This window comes from Lederbergia wuyishanensis, from assembly GCF_022900255.1.
Taxonomy (GTDB): Bacteria; Bacillota; Bacilli; order Bacillales; family Bacillaceae_C; genus Lederbergia; species Lederbergia wuyishanensis.
In genome coordinates, this window is sequence record NZ_JALIRM010000002.1 from 24,534 (window position 1) to 50,540 (window position 26,007).

Sequence of the window (26,007 nt, forward strand, 5' to 3'; positions counted from 1 at the left end):
CCAAAAACCTTCATTTTATATCAAATTAAGAAGCAACTTTGCATTTATCAAATAACAACTCAATTAGTCCTTATTATTTTCATTTAAAAATTGAGTAATTTGTCTTATGTGGTGATGATCATGATCTGTAAATTCCTTAACAATATATATAAGCGAATATGGAATTCCTGTATGCGGGCAATGGGTTACGCCGTTTGTTGGTAAGTGTTTAGTTAATATTTCAATCGGCATCTCGTTAAGTTCTTTTATTAGTTGTTCTCTACTATCCCTTGTTTCTTCAAGAAGTTTTGATTTTGAAATTCCAGACGTTGCATATTCAGATGCTTTTTTATTAAACGAATCAAAATCAGGAAATTCTATTCCCTTTTCATTTCGTACTGCTGGGAGCACTTCCGTTAAAAGATGATGATCCCAATTCATAATATGAGCTATTATTTCACTAATAGACCATTTACCTTCTGTTATTGGTTTAAGCCATAAAGTTTCTTCCATTCCTTCCAAAGTGTTTAACCATGATGAAAATTGACCATAATCAGCAATTATTTTATCAGGATTCATTTTTTCACACTCCATTAATCAATTAAGAAAAGTATAACATATAACAAACATATGTTCCTTACCACTGAAAAAACATTATAGGGAAACGCTAAAAAGAACCAAGGCTAAGAAGTAATTTCTTTGTACCTTGGCTCTTGAAGAAAATTTAGTTTTCACTTTTCACTGTTTTTAACCTAACCGTCATCCAATCTGTGCGATAAAAACGGATCATCACGCTAATCCCGAACACTGTTAAATACGCGTATAATGAAATCCATGCTCCTACACTGCCTAGATTTAATGTAAAGGTCAGTATATAGCTTAGTGGAACGAATAAAATCCATCCTAGTATCAGTGAAATTTTAAGCAAGAACGAAGTGTCACCTATTCCGCGCAGACCTCCAGCGTAGAAGTTCAATAATCCATCAAAGATTTGTAAAAATGCTGAGATCATAATAAGTTTAGCCGTCAAATGGAAGACCTGTGGATCTTTGGTATAAATCTTTGCAATTTGTTCTGCAAAGAAAAATTCAATAGTACCAAGCAACAATATAAATATACATCCTAAAATGGCCGTGTTTGTACCCGCTCTTCTGCCATTAAGAGGTTTTCCTTTTCCAATCTCTTGCCCCACTAAAATAGTAGCAGTAGACCCGAATGCAAAGGCAGGCATAAAGCCAAAGCTCATCACACTTAAAGCAATCTCGTTTGCGGCCAATGCTTCTGTTCCTAATCTTGTGACAAAGGCTGTAAATACGAACATTGCCATTGCTAAGGAGAATTCCTGGATGCCTAGCTTAGAACTTTCTCCAATGATTAATTTTGATTCTAATCGATTAAAAGCAATTCTTGTGCGCGTTCCATACTCTGGGTGCAATTTTATAAAATAGATATATGCGCAAATTAGAAAAGTAACCACCTCTCCAATTAAAAAAGCAATCGACGCACCAACTAATCCAATTTCAGGAAGCCCCATTTTTCCATATGTTAGTCCATATGTGAAAAAAATCATTAATGCCCCGCCAATTATTGTGCTAATCATTGGCGTTTTTGTATCTCCTATACCACGTAGAAATCCATGAAATACAAATGTAAAAATGGAGAAAGCCATTGCAAAGAAACGAATTTGCAAATAACTTTTACCTTCTTCTATCATTTCAGGTGAACTTCCCAACACCTTAAAAATTCCTTCTGGGAATAGCAATCCAACTAATAAAGTAAAAGCGCTGGCTGCTAAACAAAGATAAAAGGCAATATATGTTCGTTCAATCCCTTTTTTCATGTCGTTCGATCCATAATTTTGTGCAACTAAATAATTCGTGGTATGTCCAATACCCGAAAACAATGCCCAAGCATTATACATTACAATATTCGTGACCCCGACAATGGCAATAGCCATCGCTCCTAAATGACCAACTAAAATTAAATTTATAGTTCCCGTAAGCGTCGATGAAGCAAACGAGGCAATCGACGGAATCGCAAGTAATAATATCTTTTTCCATTCTTTCATCATCGTGTTGTACCCCTATCATAAGTATCAAATCTATTATACTTGTTTTTTTGGAAAAAGATTCTTTTTTTTGATTATTTATGATTCTGGTTTAAGTGAAATTTACAGTATTTTCATATATTTCCTCCTTTCCATGAACATATCCCATTTAAACTTGGAAACTTCCTTATGAAATTAGTGGTCTTAATTACAGCGCTGCTCTTAAGATAGTTACAAAAAACGTGATTCCGACCTTTACCCCGTTATGAAGTCAGGAGCCTATATAGAAGAAAATTCAGGTAAGAACTCTATAGAGATGACTTTGACCTTGGACTTGAACTGATATTAGTTGGGATTGAGCATTATCTTCTAGCAAAATAAAAGGAAGAATAAAGTTCGAACACCTAATTGGAGAGGAACTTGCCAATTTACGAAAATTTCAACAAGTGGATACAAAAATGCTCTTCTATTCATATTCAAGCCTCTATTAAATTATGGCCCCTCTTTGTATACTTAATTTAGGTGATGAACATGTACAAGGTGTTAATTATTGAAGATGATCATAAATTAAGAAACCTAATAGGTCAATATTTAGCAAAGTGGAGTTTCCTGCCCGTGTTGGTTGAAAATTTCGAGTTTATTGATCAAATAGCGTTAAAGGAAAATCCCCACATTATCCTTCTAGATATCAACCTACCTGGAAATGATGGTTTTTATTGGTGCAGTAAGCTTCGTCAACTTTCAGATGTACCGATTATTTTTATTTCATCCCGCTCACAAAGCATGGACATAGTTATTGCAATGAATATGGGTGGGGATGACTATATTCAAAAACCATTTTCACTAGAAGTATTGGTAGCAAAAATGAATGCAGTACTTAGAAGATCGAACTTCTTTCAACATTCGGAAAAAGATATACTTACGGTTGGTGAGCTTACCCTGAACCTGCAAAATTCCTTTGTCGAAAGCAAGGGCAAAAAGGTATCCCTCACTAAAAATGAGTTTCAGATTCTTTACCTCTTGATGAAAAAAACAGGTCAGATTATTTCACGTGATGAAATCATGCGGGCATTGTGGGAGGATGAGCAGTTTATTGATGATAATACTCTTACGGTAAATGTGAATCGGCTACGGAAAAAGCTAGAAGAAATTGGAGTAGCAAATGCTATCACTACTAAAAAAAGACAAGGATACTTATTACAATGAGTTGGAAAAACTACTTTCGTGATAACAGGTTGCTTTTACTCATTTTTTTCTTAGCATTAGCTTTCATATCTATCATTATTTGGCTAGATCCAAACATGCACATTCATCTAAGCAATCTACTCTATTTGTTGTTCATATTGACCCTTCTTTTTTCATTATTTTTTTTATATGATTATCGCAAGAAAAAAGAATTCTATCGTGAATTAAAAGAAAAAATAGAAGGCGGATATATTTTAGAACCTTCACAAAAGAGCAAATCCGAAGAGAAATTATTCATTGAACTATTAAACACTCACAAGCAACAGTATGAACAAAAGATTGAGAGCATAAAAAAGGAACAAAAGGAATTTCATGAATATTTGACATCATGGGTGCATGAAATTAAAACGCCCATCTCTGTCACAAAAATGATGATTGAGACAGACCAGCTTTCAAGTAGTCTAGAAGAGGAAATAGGAAAAATTGACCATTTAGTCGAACAAGCACTGTATTACAATAGAACGAGTGATTTTAGCAAAGATTATTTCATTCAGGAAATTGATGTAGAACAAATCATCAAGGAAGCCATCAAGGGGAATCGAAAGCTATTTTTATCTAAAAAAATCAGAATTCAATTGGACCTAACCTCATTGGAAGTCTTAACGGATAAAAAAGGCCTTCTATTTATCGTTAATCAGTTTTTATCAAACTCCTTAAAGTATACACCTGGTGGCGGGGAAATATCGGTACATATCCAACAAAATGAAAGAAGAATCATCATTCGTGATAACGGAATGGGAGTTCCCTCTGAAGATTTGCCTAGAGTTTTTCAAAAAGGATTTACAGGCAAAAACGGAAGACAGGTTGCCGCCTCGACCGGGATGGGGCTATATCTCGCTAATAAAATCGCTACTAAATTAGGACATCAACTCTCTATTCATTCTAGAGAAGGAAGCTATACTGAAGCCTCTATTTATTTTTCAAAAACCGTTGACTTGTTACGAGAGGAATATAGTCATAGATAAGGACGTGAATAATTGGTTCACGTCCTTACTTTCATATTTTTCCGGATAGGGGATTGGAATCCCTTAAAATTTATAGACTGTTTTGGAGTTACTATTTGTGATTTCACCAGCACATTTGATGTTTGATGTTTCTATTAGATGTTTTACGATTCTATTAGACGTTTTGATTGCTCTATTAGATGTTTTACAATTCAATTAGACGTTTGCTATCCAATACTAGGAGCGATTTACAATTACATTATATTTTCTTAGCGTTATAAAATAGTACACCAAATAAATTGCCATATAAATAGCGATGGTACTTAGAAATGGCAGGAGCAAGTTCATTTCTGAAAACCTGGCAAGTGCGGTAATTAAGAATGAACTATTTGGAATAGCAATCACTAATGGCAGTAAAAAGACAGGTAGCAATTGTTTGGCAATTGTTACTTGAATTTGCTTCGGGCCCATGCCAATTTTTTGCAACACGATATAGCGCCCTTGATCGGCGGTTGCTTCTGTGAGCTGTTTGTAGTGCAACATGCTGCCAGTGGCGAGCAAAAAGACAATACCTAAAAAGCCGCCTATGAAAATGAGCAACCCATATGTTTCCACTCCACGTTGATATTCATGAAAAAAAGAAGAAAATATCATAGAATCTTGATCAACTTCGAAATCTTTAAAAACTACATCTTGAATATCCTTTATTAATGTATCCATGGATTTCTCGTTTTTCACTTTATAAACTTGCAATTCTTTGACGATGGCGTGCTTTTTGATCTGCTCATAGTCAGCATCATTGATGACCATTGGTAAAGCATAATAAGTTTGATTTAGCAGTGGCTTCTCTACATATTTTTGAATCGTAAACGCATGATTCATAATCGTAACCGTTTTGCCTGTATAAGGATCCGTATTTTGATTAATATTTCCATCATTAAAAATAAGGGCTCTATCCTTCCCGACGACCTCGTTATGATTTCCAATTTTTTCAGCTAGACGTTGGTAATCCTTTTCCGATAAAAGCATAACTGGATACTGATTTGACCATCTTCCTATTTCGGAAAGATCAGCTTCAATCTCTATATACTCAACACGAGCCGAAAAGAGAATCTCGTGTTGTCTACTCTCCTTCAATAATCTAGCTATTTCATCATCCATCTCATTATTTTGTGATGTATACATGAGACTTAACGGATAATTGGTTTCAGCCATCGAAGTAACGTTATGATGTAAGCCAAAAATAGCCCCTAAAACAAAAAGAGTAAACGTGCTCAATAACGCAATCATAGATAATATAAGAGTATTTCCTCTCATTCTAAAACGCAGATGGGAAACACTCATTAAATTTGTTCCTCTAAAATAAAGCCTTTTTACTTTCAAGATTCTTTCTAAAAGTACTGCAAATACGGAGCCAATAAAAAGAAAAGACCCAATTAAGATCATTAGCAGGGAAAATAGGACGGCTCCGAATCCATATTCAATATAAATACCTAAATCACTTGGTTGGAGCAAAACATAATATCCTGCTCCAAGTGCCAGTAGAGACGCTATAGCGGCCGCTTTTGATACTTTGAGCTGTTTTTCACCTTGTTTATCAGCTTTTAGCAAATCCAATAACGTATAACGGTAAATCATCCTGTAATTATGAATAGATGTCACGACAATAATCACTATAAAAACAATTAACGTCTGAACGACTGCTACAGAGGATATTTCAAAGTTTGCGATAATTTTGAACCCCATTAGCCTTATCAAAAGCATTGTAAAGAGCTTAGACAAAAGGACGCCAATCGCCATTCCAATCCCAAGAGCGACGATTCCCATAATGAGATTTTCATAAAAAAGGAGTTTTCCAACCTGTTTTTTCCGCATCCCGAATAAGGAATAGAGCGCTACTTCTTTTTTCCGTTTTCTTATAAAAAAGTTATTTGAATACCAAATAAAGATCGCTGAAAACAATAACAGCAAAACAGATGCTGCCATAAAAGCAGGCTGGACTTTCCCAAGGGAAGATGCCGATTCATTAATTTGCTTATTATACTGAAGCGATACAAATGTGAAATAAATGACAATACTGAATACCATCGGATAAAAATACAGTAAATAGTGCTTCGTATTCAGCTTTATATTCTTTTTGGCAAGGTTAAATAACGTCATGGTGCCCACCTCCCCCAAGGGTAGCGAGGATATCAATGATTTGCGCGAAAAATTGCTTGCGGCTACGATCACCTTTTCTGATTTCTGTAAAAATCGATCCATCCTTAATAAATAGAACACGGTTACTAAAGCTCGCTGCGTAAGCATCATGAGTTACCATTAAAATTGTTGCTTTCTCTTGTTCATTTAATTCGGCGAGCGTTCCAAGCAGCATGTAGGCAGACTTAGAATCAAGCGCCCCTGTTGGCTCATCTGCAAAAATCAGGCTTGGGTTTGTAATAATTGCCCGTGCTGTTGCCGTTCTTTGCTGCTGGCCTCCGGAAATGCTATGAGGATAAGATTGTAGAATATTTTCAATGCCGAGCGCTTTAGAAACTCTCTCCACTCTACTTTCGATTTCATAATAAGGTACGTTTGCTAAGGATAGTGGGAGAATGATATTTTCTTTTACTGTTAGAGTATCAATTAAGTTGTAATCCTGAAAAATAAAACCTAATTTATCTCTTCTAAAATCAGCTAATTCTTCTTCTTTTAATGTAAGAATGTTTTGGCCATCTATCGAAATTTTTCCTGAAGTAGGTTCATCAATGGTTGATAAAACATTTAACAAGGTCGATTTCCCCGCTCCTGATGGACCCATAATTCCTACAAATTCACCTTTATACACATCTAACTCGATTTCATCCAATGCAGTGTGTATGTTTCCCTTCGAACCAAAAATCTTTTTAATATTGGCAGCTTCTAAAACAATATGATTTTCCATTTCATCAATCCCTCATTTATCTTATAAACCTACTATAAAAGAAACGAGGAGGCTCAACCATAACTTATCCTTACAATTTATCCTCTAACCTTACAATTTTGTAACTTATTATAAAGTGCGCAAGAGGAGATAAGTAAATGTTCTAAGACAAAGGCGCTCTTTGCCTTTCATTGGCTCAGGTAATTTGACTTCGAGCCACGGCGCCTTGAGCTAGACAATAGAAAAGCCCAAAGCAACCGCTATATTCGATAAGCAAATCTCCTGGTCAACCCAAGTCAGCTCTTTGAATTTTTAGCAGTTCGGGTTATTAGACTCAAATCTCATAGCGCCTGCATTACAGCTAAGCCTAAGTAAAAAAGAATACAAAAAAAATGTCTCAATCAAAGGAAATCACCCATCATGAGACAATTCTTACTTAAACAGTAGCTTTTTCTTTTTGTAATTGCATGGCTGGTCCAAAAAATTCGTAACGAATATTGTTCTCAGGAACACCTAGACTTTCAAGTATATTGACAACAGCTTTCAAAAATGGAACCGGACCGCAAACATAGCAGACTGTATTTTCATCAATTTTATTTTGCAAAAATTCTTTTGTAAGATATCCAGTGAAATGATGATTTCCATTTGGATTCATTGGCTTTTCATAACCAAAATAAAATTCACCATTTTCTAACTTGGAAATCATAGTAGGTACATCCTCTGCGAATGCGTGAACTCCTTCATGTCTTGAAGAATGAATGTAGGTTACCTTTCTTTTCGAATCTGATTGCACCAATGCATCAAGCATACTCATCATCGGCGTTAATCCTACTCCACCACTAATTAATGCGATAGGGGCATCCTCATTTTCATTTAAATGGAAATCGCCAGCAGGTGCACTAACTTCTAATGTATCTCCTTCAGACACATGGTCGTGCAAATAATTCGATACTTTACCATTAGGAACAAAATCTGTTTCTTTTTTAACTGAAATTCTGAAGTATCCCTTATTAGGCGAAACAGAAAGACTGTATTGGCGATTTAATGAATAATGCTCACCTGGAATATGAACTCTGACCGTAATATATTGCCCTGGGTTGAATGTTGGAACCTGATTACCATCCGAAGGTTTTAAATAGAAAGACGTAATGACGTCACTTTCTTTTACCTTTTCGACAACTTCAAAATCCTTGAATCCATCCCAACCACCAGCTTGGTTTTTGGCTTTTTCATAAAGTTCATCTTCTAGGTCAATAAATGCTTGAGCTATGAAGCCATATGCTTCTCCCCATGCTTCCAATATTTCCTCGGTTGCGGCTTCACCAAGTACCTCTTTGATAGCAATAAGGAGGTATTTCCCAACAATCGGATAATGTTCAGGTTTTACCCCTAGCCCGCGATGCTTGTAAGCAACCTGTTGAACTGCAGGTAGAATGTTTTCTAATTGATCTATATGTTTTGCTGCGGTATAAACCATATTCGCAAGTGCGGTTTGCTGACGGCCTTGTGATTGATTTGCATGATTAAATATATTTAATAATTCCGGGTGGGCGGAAAACATCTTTTTATAGAAAACACTCGTGATTTGAACACCATGTACTTCTAATGCAGGGACAGTAGATTTAATAATATCTATCGTTCTTTTTGAGAGTGCCATTTTTAAAACCCCTTTAAACATATATTTAAAATACATCTTTAATGTACATCTTCTCATATACTTTTAACAATCCTCTTGAGAAAGCTTTTATAAAACTGTCACAAAAATTACTTTAAATGTTCAATATTGAACAAACTAAATCATTCCATTTAACCTTTTCTGCAGAAATTGTATAATGAACCCAAGTAGGTGAATACATGAGACTGACAAATTATACAGATTATTCCTTAAGAGTGCTTATTTTTCTTGCCTCAAAGCCTAAAGGGAATCTATCCAATATTTCAGAAATTGCTGCGGCTTATCAAATTTCGAAAAACCATCTAATGAAAATTATTCACGAACTAGGAAAAATGGGAGTGATTACTACGATCCGCGGTCGTGGTGGCGGCATTAAGTTGGCTGTCCCCCCAAGTGAAATCAATATCGGGACAATCGTCCGGAAAACAGAGGAAGATTTTCACCTTGTTCCTTGCTTTGAAAAGGGAGATGCCTATTGTGCTATTTCTCCAGTTTGTGGTTTAAAACATGTACTATATAAAGCCTTAGATGCTTACCTTGCTGTTTTAGATGAATATTCATTAGCTGACTTAGTAGTAAAGCCCGAAAACTATAGAACCCTTTTGGGGATTGGAGATATTGACCTTTCATCCACAAAAAAAAATAAAGATAATTAACTTTAAATGCTCCTTTTTGTAGATAAATCTTTCTACAAAGGAGCATTCTTTATGTCTGACGGACTTTTCCTATCCAGCTGTTATCGCATAATTTATATATACTTTGGAAAAATATCCTTAATATTCGTGATAAATAACTATTACTCAACGATATTTAATAAAAGATCCGGGTAAAGAACTTACATAGCAACAGATTGATAAAAATCAACTTGATCGCTACATATTTTATTTTTAATAATAGGAGGGAAATCATTCATGCTAGGTTTTTTACAAAGGATTGGTAAGGCATTAATGCTTCCAATTGCTGTTTTGCCAGCGGCAGGGCTGCTTTTGCGATTTGGACAACCTGATTTATTGGATATACCGTTTATAGCCAATTCCGGAAACGCTGTTTTTAATAATTTAGCTTTAATCTTTGCGATTGGCGTTGCCATTGGCTTTTCTAAGGATAACAATGGAGCCGCCGCTTTAGCAGGAGCCATTGGGTATTTGGTGCTGACAGAAGGGGCAAAAGCGCTTAATGAATCAATTAATATGGGCGTTCTTGGTGGAATCATTGCAGGAATCATTGCCGGTTCATTGTACAATCGTTACCATGATATAAAATTACCTGATTGGTTAGGATTTTTCGGTGGCAGGCGCTTTGTACCGATAATCACCTCTCTTGTTATGGTTGTATTAGCGTTTATCGCTGGATTTGGATGGCCCCCTATTCAAAATGCTATTGATGGTTTAGGAAACTGGATTATTGGACTTGGTGCAGCTGGAGCAGGATTGTTCGGATTCTTCAATCGCTTGCTCATCCCGCTAGGTCTTCACCACGTGTTAAATAGTTTATTTTGGTTCCAATTCGGAGAATTTAATGGGAAAACCGGGGACATTGCAAGGTTCTTTGCTGGTGACCCGACAGCGGGAACTTATATGACAGGATTCTTCCCGATTATGATGTTTGGTTTGCCGGCAGCCGCTTTTGCCATCATTGCGGCAGCCAAACCTGAGAGAAGGAAAGCCGTTTTTGGGATGTTCATTAGTCTTGCGCTAACTTCCTTTATTACAGGGATTACAGAACCAATTGAATTTTCCTTTATGTATGTAGCACCGTTACTATATGGAGTTCATGCTGTTTTAACTGGGGTTTCTTTATGGCTAACAACTGCACTTGGTATAAAAGATGGATTTACGTTCTCAGCAGGGGGAATCGACTATTTACTAAACTTTAATATTGCTACAAAACCGGTACTTTTATTGCTTATCGGATTAATTTATGCAGCCATCTATTTCATCATCTTCTATTTCTTAATTAAAGCACTAAATCTTAAAACACCAGGACGTGAGGATGAAGAAATCGTTGAGGACACAGATGAAGTTGTAAGTCCATCCGGCAATAAGTATGAACGGATGGCATATCAATTCATCCATGACCTTGGTGGCCGTGATAATATAACCGCTATCGACAACTGTACAACTCGCCTCCGTTTGAACATAAGAGACATGGACAAAGTCCAGGATAGCGCCCTTAAAGCACATGGTGCAAAGGGAATTTCTAAACTAAGCAAAACAAATCTTCAAGTCGTTGTTGGAACTGATGTTGAATTTGTTGCGGATGCAATGAAAAAGATGGATATGGACAATGTAAAGTTTACCGAATCTGATTCCTGCGATGTTGCTCCTGATACGAATAACCTTTTACCGCTAACAGAAAAGGATTTTGTGATGCCAATTACTGGAGAGGTAATTCCTCTTACGGATGTTCCAGATCAAGTCTTCTCTCAAAAAATGATGGGCGATGGTTTTGCAATTATCCCTGAAAAAGGAACGGTCGTATCACCTGTAGATGGGGAAATAATGAATGTCTTCCCGACAAAGCACGCCATCGGAATTATGTCTAAACAAGGCTATGAAATCTTGATCCATGTCGGAATTGATACCGTCAACTTAAAAGGAGAAGGGTTTACTTTACATGTAAAAGATGGCGATTCCGTATCAAAAGGACAAGAAATTCTTACTTTTGATTTGGACTATATTAAAAAGAACGCAACATCCACAATTACGCCGATTATTTTTACAAATTTAACGAAGATAAACGTAAAGAAAAAAGGAATAGTAGAGCAAGGAAATGAAGGGATTATTTCGATTGAATAATGATCAACTTGATTGGAATTTCTATACAATCTAGATGAAGTGTGCAAAACGCCTGCTACCTTCGACAAGCAAATGTTCTGAGCCACCAAAAGTTACTTTTTAGTGGCTCGGGTTTTTGATCTCGAGTCGATGGCGCCTGGATCTTAACAATGAAAGCCTTCGGAATCCTTCTGAAGGCTTTTCGCTTTCAAAAATCACCTTATTTTTTTGTATATGATAAACTAGGTAAAATCACTTTCTGTATACAAAGGTGTTGAACATATTGAAAACGACATACTTAGAGTACTTTATGGAAGTAGCCCGGACTGGCAGTTTTACCGAGGCAGCTGAAAATTTATATATTACACAACCTGCGCTTAGCAGAATTATAAAATCATTGGAGGATGAATTAAGCACACCTCTTTTTGTCCGTTCTCGTAAAAAGCTAATTCTGACAGATGCAGGTCACGTTCTATTCAAACATGCCCACATCATTGTGAAACAAGTTGATTTGCTTAAAACGGAGCTTGGCAATTTACTTACTCCGAAAAAAGGACATATACGCATCGGGTTGCCTACCATTACTAATTCTTTCTTTTTTTCCGAACTTCTCGCCTCCTTCCATCATGAGTATCCCGACGTGACGTTTCAATTAGAAGAAGATGGATCGAAGTTAATTGAGGAAAAGATTATCGACAATCGACTAGATATAGGGGTCATCGTTCTTCCTGACGATCATAATCAACTTGATTACTTTTCATTTATTAATGAGACTTTAAAGCTTGTTGTTCCTTCCTCCCATCCTCTTGTTAAAAAAGAGGAAATAACACTAGATGAACTAAAAAAAGAAAAATTCATTATGTTTAATCAGGATTTCGAGCTAAGAAATTTAATTTTAACAGCCTGTCTGGAAACAGGTTTTCAACCTAATATAATCTCAGAAACATCACAATTAGATTTTATTGAAGAAATGGTCGCTTCTAATCTTGGCATTACACTACTGCCGGAAAGTACATGTGCTGAATTAACTAGCCATTTACATACTATTACTATTACGAATCCCACGATTGAGTGGAATCTGGCACTCATATGGAAAAAAGATGCGTACTTACCTCAGATTGCCAAGGAATTTATCCGCTTCGCTAAATCAAAGCTCACAAATCTTAATGAAAACAGTTCAACATAAGCTTTCCTTATAGGCAGCTTTTTTATTTTTCCCTAACCGCTTTCATGTTAAATCGTTATGAACCCTATGTAGGATTGGCATTGTACATTCTTAATCAACAGAACTATAATTGCCGATGTGAAACGTTACATCACCATATTTTCGAAATACATTCTAATAAAAGGGTGATATCTTCATGGAAGCAAAAAAAATGAAAGAAACACGTGTTGTTCAAACTGATCAGGTTCTAATTAATGATTTGAACAATTATCATACATTATTCGGCGGAGTCTTAATGAAAAAGATGGACGCCTGTGCAACTTTATCTGCTCGCAGACACTCAAGGGTGAAGGAATGTGTTACCGCCTCAACTGATTCGGTCAATTTTATCGAGCCAATCAGACAAAGTGATTCCGTTTGTATCGAATCATTTGTAAGTTATACAGGAAAAACATCAATGGAGATTTTTTGCAAGGTCATTGCCGAAGATTTAGAAACAGGAAAACGTAGAATTGCCACTACTGCCTTCCTCACTTTCGTTCCACTCGATGAAAATAAAAGACCGATTGAAGTACCAGGCATTATTCCAGAGACTGAAGAGGAAAAATATCTTTTTGAAACTGGAAAAGAACGTGAAAAAATACGGAAATTAAAAAGGCAACAAAATAAAGAACTTGTATCCAATCTTGTATTGGACAAGCCTTGGGATTAACCATTTTTTGAAAGGAGAAATAACATGCTTGTAGCACCATGCTTAAACGAATTATTAGACACTAAGCAGGAAATTGAAAAATTAAATCAAACAAAACCAACTCTTTTTCAAAAGTTCATCAACGTCATCCAGCTTACTCGACAACTACAATACGGCTATCAGTTCATGGGTGCCTTGCTGATGGATGAAGATCCAAGTAATTTCTATCCAGCATCCCAAGATGATTACGTATTGTCTGTCTATAGACAGGAAATTGAGAAATTAAAAACCGACAGCAGATTCCAAGAACTAAAACAAATACTGGCCAAATATCGAGAAATAAGTTACGTAAATATAAGTAAATTGGCATTAGGTACTAACCCAAGAGTATTAGTTGGTCCGACTTTAATTCGCTAATAAAGTGTTCCCTTTGAATAGGAACTACTATTATATAAATCTAAAAATCCTAGAGACTTTCTTTGGGATTTTTTTATATTGTTAAATAGGATATTTTTTGCTACCTTCCTTTTATTAATACTTCTTATGTTGATTTTTGAGTTTAATGGGGTCCATGTTTCATTACATCAGAGATAATGAAATCCTGCTTCCCGTTCGATAAAACATTTAAAATGGAACGATTCATTCAAGAATCGTCCCTGATAGTGAAGTAATCATTTTTTTTTAACCACGTCCGGTCCAGTTATATTTCATTCAGTCTTTTTCATATAGACAGAAATCATAATCATTTTTTATATATCAAAAAGCATAAAAGTGATGATAAAATGAAATCGATTACATTATTTCGGATTAAATAATAAAGGAGAGATTTACATAAAGAGGAAAAGATATATTTATATGTTCATTGTTTTATTGTTTATCGTTTTTGTGATTTGGTACCATATGCCAATACATATTAATAAGTCGGTTTCCCTTAGTACTTTAGATGGTAGTAAGCAGGCTGAGGCTAAAATTGATGTTACTTGGCATAGATACTTCTTTAGTCCAACTGAATTGAAAGGCACCATTATTTTAGACGGTACCGAATATGTGAGTATCAATAAATTAATAAATGTGCAATATGGAAATGGTTTTTTTGATCAACTACCAAGTAAGTTTCGAAATGAGAGAAATGTTGTAGATTTCGTCATTCCACAAAAAAATATGGCTGAACCCACTAAAGAGGATATAAGAATTGGTGGTGTAGGGGACAAATTTGAAGTCATATTTTTGATAGTATCTAAAGACCGTGAAGATCTATATGAATTTTACGGACCAGCCAAAACATCCGAAGAAGCTCATAATGTTCTAGAAAGAATGAAAAAAATAAAAAACTTATATTAATATACAGGGTGTGGCATTTATGATGAGAAAGATGTTCTTCTTATTATTTTCAGTATAGTCTCCTAAATATTTATAAAGGTCACATATCTTTCGCTATAACATCGTTAATATTTGGATAAAGTCACTTTATAATCGAACTATTAAAATTTATACATAGTATGTGAGCATCTGATATATCTTATTTCATGATGGTTAAGTATGGGGGCCCATCCGAAATATCCCTTTTAAAAAAAGACAAAACGGCCACCAATACACTCCGTGACCGTTTTTAACGTTTTTCATCTAACCTGTTTTCGCCTTTGCTTTCGTCATATTCCGCTGGGACATAATTAAGCCATAATAGATTCCCTGTTTTTGCATCAGTTCTTGGTGAGTTCCGACTTCTGCGACTTTACCTTTCTCAAGAACAAACAATCGATCAGCATTCTTGAGTGTCGATAGCCTGTGTGCGATTGCTATGGTTGTGCGATTTTTCGTTATTCGTTGCAATGCTTCCTGAATGGCTGATTCGGTGTCAATGTCAAGGGATGCTGTCGCTTCATCCAATATTAAGATGCGTGGATTATGGAGTACCGCTCGAGCAATTGTAATTCGTTGCCGCTCTCCTCCAGATAAATTATTTCCGTTTTCTTCTAATCTGGTGTCATAGCCATCAGGTAATTTAATAATAAATTCATGGGCGTTCGCAATCCTAGCCGCCTGAATAACCTCTTCCATCGTTGCGTCTGGCTTGGAATATCGTATATTTTCCATAATGGAACCCCTGAACAGCATTGTTTCCTGAAGAACAACACCTATTTGTGATCGCAAAACTTCTTGCTTAATTGTCCTAATATCAATTCCATCTATTAAAATCTGCCCCTCGTTCACATCATAGAAGCGAGAAACTAAATTAATAAACGTGGATTTTCCTGAACCTGAATGCCCAACTAGACCAATCATTTCTCCCGGCTTAATCTCAACATTAATATCCTTTAGTACAGGTTCATATGACTTATAACCAAATGTTACGTCGTTAAATTGAATCGTACCATGGATAGAATGCTGTATGGATGTATCCTTATCTAAAATCTCCGGATCTTCGTCGATCACTGAAAAAATACGGTCAATCGCGATCACTGCATTTGCGACCCATCTTGGCATATTCATCATCCAGGCTAGAGGTCCAAAAATCATACTCGCATACCCTGTAAATTGGACAAGTTCACCAAGGTTGAGATTGCCTTTTAAAATCATATTACAACCTACTAATAAAACAAAATAAGTACTAATTTGGAGTAAATACGTTGAGATTGGTGTTAATACAGCATATACTTTTTCTGCTTTAAAGGCCGCCGCCGCATAATCCGTATTATATTGTCTAAATCGCTTTATTTCGCGCTCTTCCTTACCAAATGTTTTGACGACCCTAATCCCGCTCAGTACGTCATGCAGATAAGAGTTCGCCTTATCAAATATCCTCCATTGCTTCGTGAAGAGTCTTCTGACGATCACCCGCCACGTCATAAACTGCAAATAGGCAACAAACGGTGCAGGCAATAACACGATTAAGGCTAAACGCCAGTCCGTCATTAATAGGAGAACCGTTACCGCTATGAGCATAATCATCTGATAGATTGCCGTTGTGAAGACCTCTTCAATCAGCCTTCTAATTCGATTCGTGTCTGATGTGACACGGTTCATTAGGTCGCCTGCCCTTTGTGATGTTAAAAAGCCAAGCGAAAGATTTTGAATCTTTTCATAGACAAGCTTTCTTAAATCCGCAGCAATCGTTGAACCTACTGTAGCCATGACACGACCTTTTGCTACATTTAGAAGCTCCCCACCAACTAGCGAAAAAAGTATTCCGCCTATTGCAATAAAAAACATGGGCAAGCTTGGACTCTGCCCTTCCGGTGGCTGAAGCGATGAGTTAACAAGCAGCTTTTGAAAATATGGGCCTAATAAAGTAATTGCTGAAGTAAAAAATAATATTATTAATCCTAATACAAGCATTCTCCAGTGTGATTTAGACACACCTAAAAGCCTTTTCAGTACAGCTGCTTTGTTCATACACTTGGGACAAACTCTTGTAGCTTGATGAAGTCTATTCCCACAATTCGAGCATACTCGTTCTTCTTCCTCATTGTAGATTCGAATATCACTGTTCGTGGCCATATAGTTTAAGATTTGAGCGATATAAGAAAAACGTGCAATGTGTTCCATCGAAACTCTTACAATGATTCGTTTCCCAAGCTCATCAGTTGCTTCAAGAATGGCATTTCCAACAAGCGGAACCACTTTGTAGTCTTGCGCTTCCGCTATATGGCCACTTTCTTTTACATTTCCAGCTTCAACATAGGCCCACTTTTCATCACCAATTACAAAGTATCCTAAGGTTCTTCGTCCGGTCAAAGATAGATCGGCCGGCACACAATAGCGGATCCGTTCGCCTATCTCTTCGTGGACAGCTAACCGATCTTCATTTGAAAGTTCATAGTTTAAATTCATAATAGCTCCCTTTTAAAATTGGATCTTTTAAACTTTCCTACTGTCTAGCTACGACGCACAGGATGTGCTAGTGCAGGCGTTGCCACAGGACGTGGCGCCCTTAGCCTGCTAAGTCGCCTTCGCTCTTCCTTAGGCCATTAACATTTCGACCATTCGGTATTCTTTTTCTGTAAGGTCGTTTAGGTCTTTAATGATAAAGCGATTTCCGTCTACATCTGTTACTAGCACTCTATTTGCTGTAACGACTGTGACGTTTCCTCTCCCGGAACGCACTGTAAAATAGCAGGTTCCGGATCTTGTTTCTGTATCCCAATAGGAATAACCGAATTCCTCGTTTATTTTATTTATTTTTGTAATTTCTGGAGCGAAATAGCGCAAGTGGATATGTTCTTCAAGCAAAGTTACAGTATCACTTGGGAATTCATCCAAAGATTTTATCATGCCAATTTCTTCGTTCTCACCTGTTCTTACAGAAATAAATATTCTATTATTCATATGGGGAAAAGAGCAATGTAAAAAGACTGCAGGATAGATTTCCCCATCAACATGAACAGTCAACATATGACCTTCCGTCTCCAAAAAGACAGTATTTTCTTTCGTTAAATATTTCATTTTAGCCGCTTCAGCTAAGTCCGATTTCGTTTCGACTAGGTCGTGACCAGTGAGTTCGATATTAAGCTTTGTCATTTAAATCACCTCTTTCATCTTCAAGGCTTCTTCGTGCTTTTTCACCATGCCTGCATACTTCGCATCTAAATTCATAAGCTCTTCATGGGTTCCGTCCTCTACGACCTTCCCATTTTCCATTACATATAGATAGTCAGCATTTCGTAATGTCGATAATCGATGAGCAATTGCGATTGTCGTTCTTCCCTTTGCGAGTGATTCTAGCGCTTCCTGGATTTGTAATTCCGTCTTCGTATCCAGTGAAGCAGTAGCTTCATCCAATATTAAAATTCTTGGATCATGTAAAATGGCTCTTGCAATCGAGATCCGCTGCTTTTCACCGCCTGACAGACTATATCCGCCAGTGCCTACGACCGTGTCATAGCCTTCAGGAAGATTTTCAATAAAATCATGAGCGTTCGCAATTTTAGCTGCATAAATAATATCTTCAAGTGAACAATCTGGATTTGCATAAGCGATGTTTTCCGCAATTGTTCCAATAAAAACATACACTTCCTGAGAAACAATCCCTATATTTCTTCGTATCGTATCCGTTGATAGGTCTTTTACATTGATCCCATCAATCTTTATTTCACCTTCATTAACATCGTAAAGTCGCGAAATTAAGTTAACGAGTGTGGATTTACCAGCTCCAGAAGGACCGACTATTCCAATCATCTGCCCTTGTTCCGCAACGAGCGATACGTCCTGCAGTATCGGTTTATTGGGCTCATAATTAAAGGAAATGTTGGAAATCGTGATATCCCCTCTGAGCTTCTCCAATTGTAAAGCATCTTCTTTTTCGGTAACTTCTGGAACAGCATCCTGAATTTCAAAGATCCGCTGTGCGGCCGACATACAGTAAGACCACCAGCCGGCAATGTTATTCATGAATTGGATTGGACCAAATAGCATGTAAATATATGTAATGAATGTCATGATTTCTCCGAAAGTCATTTCACCACCCATTACTTTCCAGCCACCAAAAGCCCAAATCAATACTCCGCCTATTTGGGTTAACATATTTATGATAGGAAAAATAGTGCTGCTCGTTTTGTTAAATCTTTGTTCCGCATTGGAAAAAGAAACATTCGCTCCCTGAAAGCGATTAATCTCTACCTTTTCTTTACCAAACGCCTTCACGATTCTTGCGCTACGTACTGTGTCACTAATAATAGAGTTCATGGCACTTGCCCTTCTATGCCTTTTCCATGACATACGCCATAATTTTGGAAAAACCCATCGAATGAGTAAAATGACAAATGGCAAAGGAATTAAACAAATAAGTGTAAGCTTCCAATCCATCACGAGTAGTATTGCTGTAACCCCAATAATATTTATCGCGTTTACAACAAAATACGGAATACCGTCAACAAAGAAAAATTGAAGCTCATTCGCATCGTCGTTTACTCTCGTCATCAGTTGTCCTGTTTGCCTTTTTTGAAAAAACGATAAAGAAAGCCTCTGCATAGATGTAAAAATATTAGACTTTAAATCGAACACAATATTCGCGGCCATGCGGGCGTTGATTACCCCGAACAGTACACCAAAAACGAGTGACAATGTCCGGAAAATGATGATGATCAGAATGACAAGAGCGATTTTTCCAGCAAACTGCCCTGTCCCACCTAGCGCTTGGTCAAATAGTACAGTACCTTGGAAATAAGGGATGACAAGCCCGGTTGCTGAATTTAATAACATGAAAAAGATAATGAAGAAAATGGACCACTTATGATTCACTGTAAATCCTAACAGCCTTACAAAAATGGCACCCTTCTTTAAACATTTCGGACATACTTGCCGACCTTGTTCAGGATAAACCCTCCCACATTTAGGGCAGGCACCTTTATTCGTTTCATCATCTTCAAGGATTTCAATCGTTTCATTATTTTTTAGTTTTGTTATAGTGGATACGAATTTCGTTGCATCCCCCATGTAACCATTTGTAATTCCTGCTATAGCTATTTCCTCTGGAGCCTTTATGACAATAAGTCCTGAGGCAATAAGGTTTACCGTGTAAGCACTCTCAATTTCTTCAAGCAAAAATTGTTCCACATTGAATTTGTTTGTTTCTATAAAACTAGAACTCTTCTTTTTCTTGTCAACAACCTGATATCCTTTAAAAACTTTTTCTTTTTTCTTATACTCATCATTTGATAATCGATAAAGCGAATCATTTGTAAGAATTAAATATGTATCAACAAAACCACCATCAATACCACGGTCACAGTAAATCCAATCAATGATGTCCTCTTTCAATAAACTTTTTTCTTCCAATAACATTTTTAGTTCTTCTGACAATTTTTTCATACCTTTACACTCATGCACCTCACACAGAACGCATCAAATTTTTATCGGTCTCTATAAAATATCATATATTATCAGGCAAATTGAACAATTCGTACTAAAGTATGAGATTTTTATTACCATCGCCTTATATGAACAAATACACTAGGGCTTTTCAAGTGACGTACTTGTTCACCATTGGGATTTCACAACCTTTTTAAGAAATTAAGGAATTGCTCTTGAAGACGACATACAAAGAAAGAGCAGTTATAACTTACATTTTTTATTCTTCACTTTAATTCAACTATCCTGCTAATGATAAAAATTCATATTATGAATAACTATAAAAATATAAAGATAAAATAAAGGATTTTCTCTATACGAGATGGAACAAGTAATCAACCAACAAAAAGGAGTGAGATGGCATTGAGTCGATTAGAGTCAAAGCTTAAGCCGTTATTAAGAAGTTTTGTTGAAAACGGACCGCCGGGTTGTGCGCTTTCCGTTTCTCGCAATGGTGAAATGATTTTTGAAGATTATGTTGGGCTCTCGGACATTGATACACAAAAGGAGATAAAGCCTGATACGATTTATAGAATTTACTCCATGACCAAAGTTGTTACATGTACAGCTGCTCTCATGTTATTTGAAAGAGGACTATTTTTATTGAATGATCCTTTAGAGGAATATTTGCCGGAATTCAAAGATCCTCTCGTTTATCGAACTAATGAAAAAGGAGAAATATATACATCACCTGCTGCAAGATCGATTACAGTTAAGGATCTTTTTACGATGACATCCGGTTTAACCTATCCTGGAGAAGGAAACGAAACGGAGCGTCAAGTTGGGAAAGCAATGCAAGAGTTACACAAACAAGGAGAAAAGTTAACGAACCGGGCGCTTGCAAAATCATTAGCTTCCATTCCTTTAGCTTTTGATCCCGGGACGAAGTGGCAATACGGATTAAGCCATGATGTATTGGGTGCTTTCATTGAAGTTATCACAGGTAAAAGTTTTGGCCAATTTTTAAAAGATGAAATTTTTGAACCGCTACATATGAAAGATACATTTTTTCGCATACCTGAAGAGAAAAGAGACCGCCTATCAAGCAACTATACTTGGGATGAGAACGGCAAGTTAAGAAAAAACACAGACATGGATTCGCACATCCAACCTGATGCAACATTTGAAAGCGGTGGGGGTGGCCTATTATCGACATTAGGTGATTATAGCCGCTTTGCACAGATGTTAGCTAATGGCGGTGAATTAGATGGCGAGCGAATTATCGGACGAAAAACTATTGAGCTTATGTCTTCTAACCATCTAACACCGGAAAACAATCATAATTATAATTGGGGTTATCTTTCCGGATACGGGTACGGACTAGGTGTTAGGACATTGGTAGACCCAGCATTAGGAGGAATCAATAGTTCAATTGGAGAGTTTGGATGGTCAGGATTATTGGGGACTTGGGTATTAATCGACCCTAAGGAAAATCTATCCGCAGTGTACATGCAACAAATGCTTCCTAACTTAGAAGCTTACCATCAACCTAGATTAAGAGCAGTCATTTATGGGGAAGTCTAGTAAAAGTTAAAAGCCAATATTTTCTGTACACTACAGATTAGCATCAGAATTATAAATTTAATACGTTTTTCAAATATAAAAGCCCAATCTATCTATATCTAATAAATAAATTGGGCTCCTTTTCGTTATTTGATTAAAATGCTTGATTTAGGTAGATTAATAGAAGGTTTTCACGAATGCACCCGTTACTTAACAAGTCTTTGTTCTAACTCATCCTTTTGACGTAAGTGATGGCGAAAATGCATACCAACCAAATCATACCATTCTCTTGCGTTCAGCCAGCCGAATCCTCCATGCTCAACCTTATAATTTGGGTTTATATTATCCACTTTCGATTCCCATTTGCCTAGCCTTAGAATTACTTGTTCCATTCTGCTAATAAGCTCGTCCTTGCTATCCGAATTATTAGGTGGAGCATTTAATTCATCCGGTAATTTAATTTTAATAGGAGGAAATCCTCCGTTCTTAAATAAATGTTCACCAAACTCGGTTTTCCCCAGGGGTTGTTCATCATTTGAGATAGCACATGTTTCCATATTATCTAGATACTCATGAGCAACAAGAATTAAATGGTCATACATTTGTCCAATAGACCAAACCCCTTCTTCCGAAATATACCTTAGCTGTTCCAATGAATATTTTTGAAGCTCATTTTTGTAAGTATTAATCAGTTTAAATTCGGTCAATTTAATTCCTCCTTTATATTTTCAACTTTAATCTCTGAAATTTTATATATAGCTCATTTAAAAGTTCAATTTACTTGTTAACCATAGACAGCAATACTTTTTCCATTTCTTCTTTTGACAAATTATCTGCAATTAATGTGACTTTGTAGCGTTTTTCTGGTACAAATACCCTCATACCCGTTTTGTTCATTTCTTCCGAGTATACATAAATAAATTCAAATCCATTTAGAGAATAAGATTCAATTTCCTCAAAATTCTCCCACAAAGATTCTAAATCATTTGTTTGATTTAGTTCCTGCTGAGATGTCGAAAACCCAAATTCGCCTTCTTTATACTCTAAATTAACAATTGGTTCCTCACCCTTATTTTCAATATAGAAGAATTCATCAACTTGTTTATAATCTTTAGGTATATATGTTGGCTTTGCAATAGGGAAACTTGCCATCTGTTGAGCTAGAATTGGTGCATATTTTTTTTCGTAAGTCCGCATTGATTCTGTAAGTTGATGTAATCTCTTTGCTTCTTTTGAAGTGGGCTCTCTACTTTCTTCTTCTACTTTACTTTTTATCTCAACCAGTTCCTTTAATAATAGAGTATAGTTAGAAAACTCCTCTTCAGTTAAGTTCTCTTCTGCTACCACTAAAGATTGTTCCATCACATCGAACTTTTCTGGATCCTCATCAGGATACGTTTGCATTAAATTTTCTTTCGAACCAAATAATTGACTGATTAATGATTGAGCAGCATCTACAATGTATGAACTACCAAAAGTAAAACCTGTACCTATTAAAATGACTGAAGCAACTGCAATATTACGCCAAACAGGCGATTTTTTTCGTTTTTTTAGTACATGTTGTTTGACGCGTGCCTTTTCGATATCTGTTACCTCTAGTAACTCAAGATTATCGATGTCTAAATCCATCCATTCCTTCATACTCATAAAAATTGCTCCTTCAATTTCGTGTTTGTAGCTAATCTCTTCTTTCCTCTATATAGGCGATTATCAACGGCAGCTTTGGATAAACCTAAGTTTTCTGCTATTTCATTGTTCGGAAGCTCCATATAATACTTCATCACAAAAATATTACGGTCAATTTCCTCTAATTGACTAATAGCCAGTAATAATTCACTTTTTTCTTCTTGCTGCAAAATGAATCTATCTGTTTGTAAAAAACTAGCTTTTTGCTCTAGTAACTCATCCGATTGTTCACGTGCGAATTGTTTTTCAGCTTGGCGATATCGGTCGATTGCTTTATATTTCGTAATTATGCCAATCCATTTTTTAAAGTCTTTTGTATCACCTTGAAATTGATGAGCATTTTGCCAAACCGTTAGAAAAACGTCATTAATACATTCATCAATGTCTTCACGCTTCATATTATTTAAAATTTTTGTAGCGATTGTTTTCACGAGCGGCATATATGCGTTAATAATGTAATCGAGCGCATCTTCTTTTTGTTTTTTTATTCTCGTGATAAAGTTGGCTGAGGAACTTTTCATTTATTTCTCTCCTTATATAATTGAAAAAGCTTTTTCATAAAGTACAACGAACAATCAAACAGTTTATTCTCAAAAAACATTTTTTATTTACTCATTAATTTTACAATACCAAAAAAGGGTGTTCCTATATTCAAGGACCTTACCCTTTCACGTAACAAAGGACGCTAATCCTTTTTCGAAAAAGATTGTGAAAAAGATCATTTGAATATCCCGCCAACAAAATTTTTTCATTGGATAAAATTTTTTTGAATTTCCTATTGATATTTTTACTACATGTTGTTAATCTAAGAAAGAATTAATTTGGAAAGCTGCTATTCAATATTCTAGAGTCTTTCCAAGCAGATAATGTTTTGACCACTTCCTAAAGAAGTTAAGGCCATACGGACAGCCGGGTCAAATGCCGATTGGCGACTTTCGTTGCCTTATTGATTGAGTTAAAAGCTCAACTTTTATAAGTTGGTTACTTTACAACCAGTGCATATGCACACAACTTGTGAAACGGTCAATAAGAGTGGTAAAAGTAATTATTTGCTATATAGACTCTGATCCCATGATGATATATTGAATAGTAAAAAGCTCTCTACCATAATGACTTTTATGGAGATTGTATACGTATGGCTTTTAGTCATAGGTATACTTGTGCCTTTTATATTTGATATGTATTCTAAGCAAGTGTGTTGTGCGCAGTTAATGCGTTCTTTCGCACTTGCTTTTTTGTCGTTTCGCAACTGTAGGGATGAATTTCTCTTAGTACCACCAAATCTACTTAGTAAGGGGAGTAATAAAATGGGAAAAGCGCTTATTATCGGTTGTGGTGGAGTGGCATCCGTTGCTATTCACAAATGTGTTCAAAACAGTGAGGTATTTGAAGAAATTTGTATTGCAAGTCGTACAAAATCAAAATGTGATGCTTTAAAAGCGAAACTAGATGGCGGCAAAACGAAAATTACAACTGCACAAGTTGATGCAGATAACGTAGATGAGTTAATTGCTTTAATTGAAGAAGTTAAACCGGATATCGTAATGAACTTAGCATTGCCATATCAAGATTTAACAATTATGGATGCTTGTCTTGCAACAAAAACACATTATATGGACACAGCTAACTATGAGCCGGAAGATACGGCAAAATTTGAATATAAATGGCAATGGGAATACCGCGAACGCTTTGAAAAAGCTGGAATTACAGCTCTTTTAGGCAGCGGCTTCGACCCTGGTGTGACAGGAGTATTCTCTGCTTATGCCCTTAAACATCATTTTGATGAAATTGAATATATCGATATCCTAGACTGTAACGCTGGTGATCATGGTTACCCTTTTGCAACAAACTTCAACCCTGAAATCAATATTCGTGAAGTCTCTGCAAACGGAAGATACTGGGAAAACGGCGAGTGGATTGAAACGCAGCCAATGGAAATCAAACGCGTATATGACTTCCCTGAAGTTGGGGAAAAAGACATGTACTTACTATATCATGAAGAGCTTGAGTCTCTTGCAGTCAACATTCCTGGAATCAAACGTATCCGTTTCTTCATGACATTTGGCCAAAGCTATCTTACACATTTAAAGTGTCTTGAAAACGTCGGAATGACTTCAATTGAACCAATTGAATATGAAGGAAAACAAATTATTCCACTTCAATTCTTGAAAGCTGTATTGCCAGATCCAGCATCCCTTGGACCACGTACAAAAGGTAAAACAAACATCGGCTGTATTTTCAAAGGTAAAAAAGACGGAAAAGACAAAACGTACTATGTGTACAATGTTTGTGATCATGAAGAATGCTACAAAGAAGTTGGCTCTCAAGCAGTTTCTTATACAACAGGCGTTCCTGCTATGATTGGTGCAATGATGTTATTGACTGGAAAATGGAATAAACCAGGCGTTTACAATATTGAAGAATTCGATCCAGATCCATTTATGGAAGCACTAAATATTTGGGGACTTCCATGGAAAGAAGATTTAAATCCTGAACTTGTTGACAATGAGCCGATCAAAGAAAAAGAATTGGAGCTCGTCAGATAAT

Annotated in this window: 21 protein-coding genes; 10 read left to right on the plus strand and 11 right to left on the minus strand. The window is 36.3% G+C overall.

Annotated features, from left to right (window positions below; genetic code table 11):
- Positions 1–63: 63 nt before the first annotated feature.
- Positions 64–558: a DinB family protein gene (locus MT489_RS06265; protein WP_244680680.1), complete on the minus strand. Its 495-nt coding sequence runs from the start codon at positions 556–558 to the stop codon at positions 64–66.
- Positions 559–703: 145 nt separating this feature from the next.
- Positions 704–2,050 (minus strand): MATE family efflux transporter, encoded by a 1,347-nt coding sequence (locus MT489_RS06270; RefSeq protein WP_244680681.1) that lies wholly within the window; start codon positions 2,048–2,050, stop codon positions 704–706.
- 507 nt (positions 2,051–2,557) lie between these two features.
- On the opposite strand from MT489_RS06270, the gene MT489_RS06275 reads away from it, so the two are divergent.
- Together MT489_RS06275 and MT489_RS06280 are read left to right on the plus strand one after the other, a co-directional pair.
- Entirely contained in the window at positions 2,558–3,232 is a 675-nt protein-coding gene (locus MT489_RS06275) for a response regulator transcription factor (protein WP_244680682.1), read from the plus strand.
- A complete protein-coding gene (locus tag MT489_RS06280; RefSeq protein WP_244680683.1) occupies positions 3,229–4,236 on the plus strand; it encodes a sensor histidine kinase in 1,008 nt (335 codons plus the stop codon). Before MT489_RS06275 ends, MT489_RS06280 begins: the two co-directional genes overlap by 4 nt.
- Positions 4,237–4,452: 216 nt before the next feature.
- On the opposite strand, the gene MT489_RS06285 is transcribed toward MT489_RS06280, so the two are convergent.
- The 3 genes from MT489_RS06285 to hmpA all read right to left on the minus strand — a co-directional run bounded on the left by MT489_RS06285 (position 4,453) and on the right by hmpA (position 8,774).
- Positions 4,453–6,375: an FtsX-like permease family protein gene (locus MT489_RS06285; RefSeq protein ID WP_244680684.1), complete on the minus strand. Its 1,923-nt coding sequence runs from the start codon at positions 6,373–6,375 to the stop codon at positions 4,453–4,455.
- Positions 6,362–7,138: an ABC transporter ATP-binding protein gene (locus MT489_RS06290; protein ID WP_244680685.1), complete on the minus strand. Its 777-nt coding sequence runs from the start codon at positions 7,136–7,138 to the stop codon at positions 6,362–6,364. Before MT489_RS06290 ends, MT489_RS06285 begins: the two co-directional genes overlap by 14 nt.
- 415 nt (positions 7,139–7,553) lie before the next feature.
- On the minus strand, positions 7,554–8,774 hold the full coding sequence (gene hmpA / locus MT489_RS06295; RefSeq protein ID WP_244680686.1) for an NO-inducible flavohemoprotein: 1,221 nt from the start codon (positions 8,772–8,774) through the stop codon (positions 7,554–7,556).
- Between the two features lie 197 nt (positions 8,775–8,971).
- Between hmpA and MT489_RS06300 the strand changes: the two genes are divergently transcribed.
- From MT489_RS06300 to MT489_RS06325, 6 genes are all read left to right on the plus strand, one after another.
- Positions 8,972–9,448, plus strand: coding sequence for an RrF2 family transcriptional regulator (locus MT489_RS06300; protein WP_244680687.1), 477 nt, complete (start codon positions 8,972–8,974; stop codon positions 9,446–9,448).
- A 255-nt stretch (positions 9,449–9,703) separates the two neighbouring features.
- Positions 9,704–11,590, plus strand: a complete 1,887-nt coding sequence (nagE, locus tag MT489_RS06305) for an N-acetylglucosamine-specific PTS transporter subunit IIBC (RefSeq protein WP_244680688.1) — start codon at positions 9,704–9,706, stop codon at positions 11,588–11,590.
- 289 nt (positions 11,591–11,879) lie between these two features.
- Positions 11,880–12,755 (plus strand): LysR family transcriptional regulator, encoded by an 876-nt coding sequence (locus tag MT489_RS06310; protein WP_370876376.1) that lies wholly within the window; start codon positions 11,880–11,882, stop codon positions 12,753–12,755.
- A gap of 175 nt (positions 12,756–12,930) precedes the next feature.
- Entirely contained in the window at positions 12,931–13,446 is a 516-nt protein-coding gene (locus tag MT489_RS06315; RefSeq protein ID WP_244680690.1) for an acyl-CoA thioesterase, read from the plus strand.
- A gap of 24 nt (positions 13,447–13,470) precedes the next feature.
- Entirely contained in the window at positions 13,471–13,842 is a 372-nt protein-coding gene (locus tag MT489_RS06320; protein WP_244680691.1) for a hypothetical protein, read from the plus strand.
- A 438-nt stretch (positions 13,843–14,280) separates the two neighbouring features.
- Positions 14,281–14,766 carry a hypothetical protein gene (locus MT489_RS06325; RefSeq protein ID WP_244680692.1) on the plus strand — a complete coding sequence of 162 codons (486 nt, stop codon included), beginning with the start codon at positions 14,281–14,283 and terminating at the stop codon, positions 14,764–14,766.
- A gap of 282 nt (positions 14,767–15,048) precedes the next feature.
- On the opposite strand, the gene MT489_RS06330 is transcribed toward MT489_RS06325, so the two are convergent.
- The 3 genes from MT489_RS06330 to MT489_RS06340 form a co-directional block, all read right to left on the minus strand.
- Positions 15,049–17,256 carry an ABC transporter ATP-binding protein gene (locus MT489_RS06330; protein ID WP_244680693.1) on the minus strand — a complete coding sequence of 736 codons (2,208 nt, stop codon included), beginning with the start codon at positions 17,254–17,256 and terminating at the stop codon, positions 15,049–15,051.
- A 129-nt stretch (positions 17,257–17,385) separates the two neighbouring features.
- Positions 17,386–17,943, minus strand: coding sequence for a DUF1854 domain-containing protein (locus MT489_RS06335; RefSeq protein WP_244680694.1), 558 nt, complete (start codon positions 17,941–17,943; stop codon positions 17,386–17,388).
- Positions 17,944–20,232 (minus strand): ABC transporter ATP-binding protein, encoded by a 2,289-nt coding sequence (locus tag MT489_RS06340; RefSeq protein WP_244680695.1) that lies wholly within the window; start codon positions 20,230–20,232, stop codon positions 17,944–17,946. It lies immediately after the preceding gene.
- A 402-nt stretch (positions 20,233–20,634) separates the two neighbouring features.
- Here MT489_RS06340 and MT489_RS06345 point away from each other — a divergent pair, with 402 nt between their 5' ends.
- Positions 20,635–21,795 (plus strand): serine hydrolase domain-containing protein, encoded by a 1,161-nt coding sequence (locus tag MT489_RS06345; protein WP_244680696.1) that lies wholly within the window; start codon positions 20,635–20,637, stop codon positions 21,793–21,795.
- A 185-nt stretch (positions 21,796–21,980) separates the two neighbouring features.
- Here the strand turns inward: MT489_RS06345 and MT489_RS06350 are convergent, their stop codons facing one another.
- The 3 genes from MT489_RS06350 to MT489_RS06360 all read right to left on the minus strand — a co-directional run bounded on the left by MT489_RS06350 (position 21,981) and on the right by MT489_RS06360 (position 23,981).
- Positions 21,981–22,481, minus strand: coding sequence for a DinB family protein (locus MT489_RS06350; RefSeq protein ID WP_244680697.1), 501 nt, complete (start codon positions 22,479–22,481; stop codon positions 21,981–21,983).
- 70 nt (positions 22,482–22,551) lie between these two features.
- Positions 22,552–23,421: a hypothetical protein gene (locus MT489_RS06355; RefSeq protein WP_244680698.1), complete on the minus strand. Its 870-nt coding sequence runs from the start codon at positions 23,419–23,421 to the stop codon at positions 22,552–22,554.
- On the minus strand, positions 23,418–23,981 hold the full coding sequence (locus MT489_RS06360; protein WP_244680699.1) for a sigma-70 family RNA polymerase sigma factor: 564 nt from the start codon (positions 23,979–23,981) through the stop codon (positions 23,418–23,420). Before MT489_RS06360 ends, MT489_RS06355 begins: the two co-directional genes overlap by 4 nt.
- Positions 23,982–24,767: 786 nt before the next feature.
- On the opposite strand from MT489_RS06360, the gene MT489_RS06365 reads away from it, so the two are divergent.
- A complete protein-coding gene (locus tag MT489_RS06365; RefSeq protein WP_244680700.1) occupies positions 24,768–26,006 on the plus strand; it encodes a saccharopine dehydrogenase family protein in 1,239 nt (412 codons plus the stop codon).
- Position 26,007: the final 1 nt, after the last annotated feature.